1 pseudogene is annotated in these 907 nt (G+C 69.2%); it reads right to left on the bottom strand.

The features are described 5' to 3' along the window. Positions 1-798, bottom strand: a pseudogene (locus TN53_RS41105) (DNA primase); the annotation flags it as partial. Positions 799-907 lie beyond the last annotated feature (109 nt).

Below are 907 nucleotides of genomic sequence, written 5' to 3' on the forward strand. Positions count from 1 at the left end.
GTCGCCGAGGATCTGGATCATCGTGTCGAGCAGGACGCTCTTGCCGTTCTTGCCCTCTCCGTGAAGGAACGGCAGCACCTGGGCGCCGACATCGCCGGTGATGGAGTAGCCGAGCAGCAGGTGGAAGAAGTTGATCATCTCCTGGCCCTCCGCGTCGTCGCCGAAGGTGTCGGCGAGGAAGCGGTGCCAGCGAGGGGTCTCCATCGGCTGGGGAGCGACGCTGGTGGCGCGGGAGTGGAAGTCCAGGGTGGGGTCCGCTTTGCGGACGTGGCCGGTGTGCAGATCGACGACGCCGCCGGGGGTGCACAGGGCGTAGGGGTCGCCATCGAGAGTGTCGGGGTCTACGGAGAGGTCCGGGGACGCCTTGGCCTGTGTGAGGAGGGCCTTCATGCCGGTGGTGGAGAGTGTCTTCTTCTTGTGCGAGGACAGTTCCCGGTTGCTGAAGACCCCGCGGGGATCGGTCTCGGGCATGTCTTCTGCCATCTCCCCCGCTGCCCACAGGGCCGCCTTCTCCCCGCCGGTGCGCTTCCAGCGGGAGCCGTCCCAGGAGAACCAGCCGAGGCCTTCCACGTGGCGGAACTGGTCGCGGTAGAGCTGCACGAAGAGGCGGGCGTTGCCGCGGTCGCTGAGGTGTGGTGGCAGCGGGCCGGACTGCAGGGCCGCGAAGGGCAGGCTGCCGGAGGCTCCGGAGGCCTGCGCGGGGAGCAGTGTGGGTGGCTGCTCGGCCGCCTGGAGGTCGAGCATCTGCTGAGCCGCGGCCTGTGCGTCGAACCGCGGCATGCTCTCGGCGCTGCTCATGGACGTCCTTCGAGACGGAACGGGTGGGCGGCCCCAGCGGCAAGGCCGTCGTCGATGATCTTTTCGTTGCGGGCGGTCTGCCAGGGCCTGGCCTCGTCGGCCGTGGCGC

The organism is Streptomyces sp. WM6386 (assembly GCF_000972385.1).
Taxonomy (GTDB): domain Bacteria; phylum Actinomycetota; class Actinomycetes; order Streptomycetales; family Streptomycetaceae; genus Streptomyces.